Genomic DNA, 1594 nt, shown 5'->3' with positions numbered 1-1594 from the left:
AAGTCGAGCATGGCTGGAACAATGACCTCGTGAGCGTCTTCCTGCAGATAGTGCCCCGCTTCCTCCAACCGGAGCACCTCGGCGTCCGGAAAATCCTTCAGCCAAAGCGTTTCGACCAAGTCCGGCGTAAACCCGATGTCTTTCATCGCCCAGACGATCATGACCGGCTTGCTCCGGAATCTCGACAAGCCTTGGTGGACATTATCGAGAAAGTCGGCGACTCGACCATCGGGCCCGCTCGGTATCTCGCGAGGGAAGACGAGGATCGCCGTTCGCGACGACCATGTGCGATGAGGTGCAAGATAGGCCGCGCGGGCCTGTGGGGTCATGCGAGCGCGTTTGGTGATCCCGGCTCGAACACCAGCAGACGAACGAAAGCATGGAGGCCCTTCACGAGGATTTCGCCGATGAGGGACGCTCGAAACAGGCGAAGCGGAATCGGCAAAGTCGTCTTCGAAGGCGGGCGATGGGCGAATGTGTTCATAATGACTAGAGTTTGCACGCGCTCAGGATGCCGAGTCGCCCAATGCGAACCGATCGGTCCTCCCCAATCTTGAACGGCAAGCGTCGTGTCTCGAAGTTCCAGCGACTCCAAAAGGGCGTCGAGCCGTTCAGCATGACGCTCGATTTGATACGCGCTCGGGAGGTCTGGCTTGTCCGAGCGCCCAAAGCCGAGATGATCGGGGACAATGACCCGGTACCCGGACCGAACGAGCGTCGGAATGAAGTGGCGGTAGAGAAAGCCCCAAGTAGGGTTGCCATGAAGGAGACGACGGGACGGCCATCGCGCGGTCCCTCGTCAATGAAATGCATTCGGCCATCGGCCGTCTCGAACCATTGAGGCGAATATGGCCAGGCGCCAGAAAAAGTCCAATCGATGTCTTTTCCCATCACGTCACCTGCACGTTTGTCTTGGCCGGCGCCTCGATGAGTCTAGCCCAACGCCTGAGAATTCCGCCGACAACAGCGTCGCCGCGCATGGCGAAGACGAGTGCGAGCAAATGCTCCGTCATGAGTCCGCCACGGGGCGTAAAGGAGAATCGAATGCGAACGAGGGTGCGTGACGCATCGAGAGCTTCGACCTCGAAGTCGCCCCTCATCGCTTTGAGCGGAAGCGGGTAGCGCGGGGCAGTGGTGTCTACATCGAATGCGTAAGCTCTTCCGGGTTCCCATCTCGTGCAGGTTTCCAGCCAGCACGCGCCACTATCGTCCTCGCACTCCCGGACCATGCCGAGGCCTTCGCCCGAGACAATTTGCGAGCTGTGCAGAGTGTCGGCAACTTCGGCGTAGCGCGCCACATCGGACACGACATTCCACGCGCGATCGATACTCCCCTGGACAACGCGCTCGAGGGCGAAGCCCCCAATTCCGTTTACGAAAATGGATCGTCGAATGCCCAGGAGCTGCAACTCCACAAAAACGAGAACGACGGCGGCCTGAGCGAACACGATCTCTGCATTCGGCACATGCCGGATCGTAGGAAGCGCCACGCTCCCGATCACCCAGAGGAAATCAAGCGCAGTCGCGAGGACGACGCCTGGCGATGCAACCCGATGAATTCTAGAAAGTCCGGCAAGCGCCAATCCGTAAAGGA

At 59.6% G+C, this 1594-nt stretch carries 1 protein-coding gene and 1 pseudogene; both read right to left on the bottom strand.

All coding sequences use genetic code 11. From position 1 onward, the window contains the following. Window positions 1–325 precede the first annotated feature (325 nt). Window positions 326–757: pseudogene (locus tag A1351_RS26135) on the bottom strand (alpha/beta fold hydrolase); the annotation flags it as partial. Window positions 758–890: 133 nt separating this feature from the next. Continuing rightward, window positions 891–1594 (bottom strand): SRPBCC family protein (locus tag A1351_RS07310; RefSeq protein WP_198162256.1); only part of this gene is annotated, 704 nt, incomplete at its 5' end.

This window comes from Methylosinus sp. R-45379 (assembly GCF_001644125.1).
Lineage (GTDB): Bacteria > Pseudomonadota > Alphaproteobacteria > Rhizobiales > Beijerinckiaceae > Methylosinus.
The sequence above is the reverse complement of the archived record's forward strand: the minus strand, read 5'-3'. Positions and strand labels throughout refer to the sequence as shown.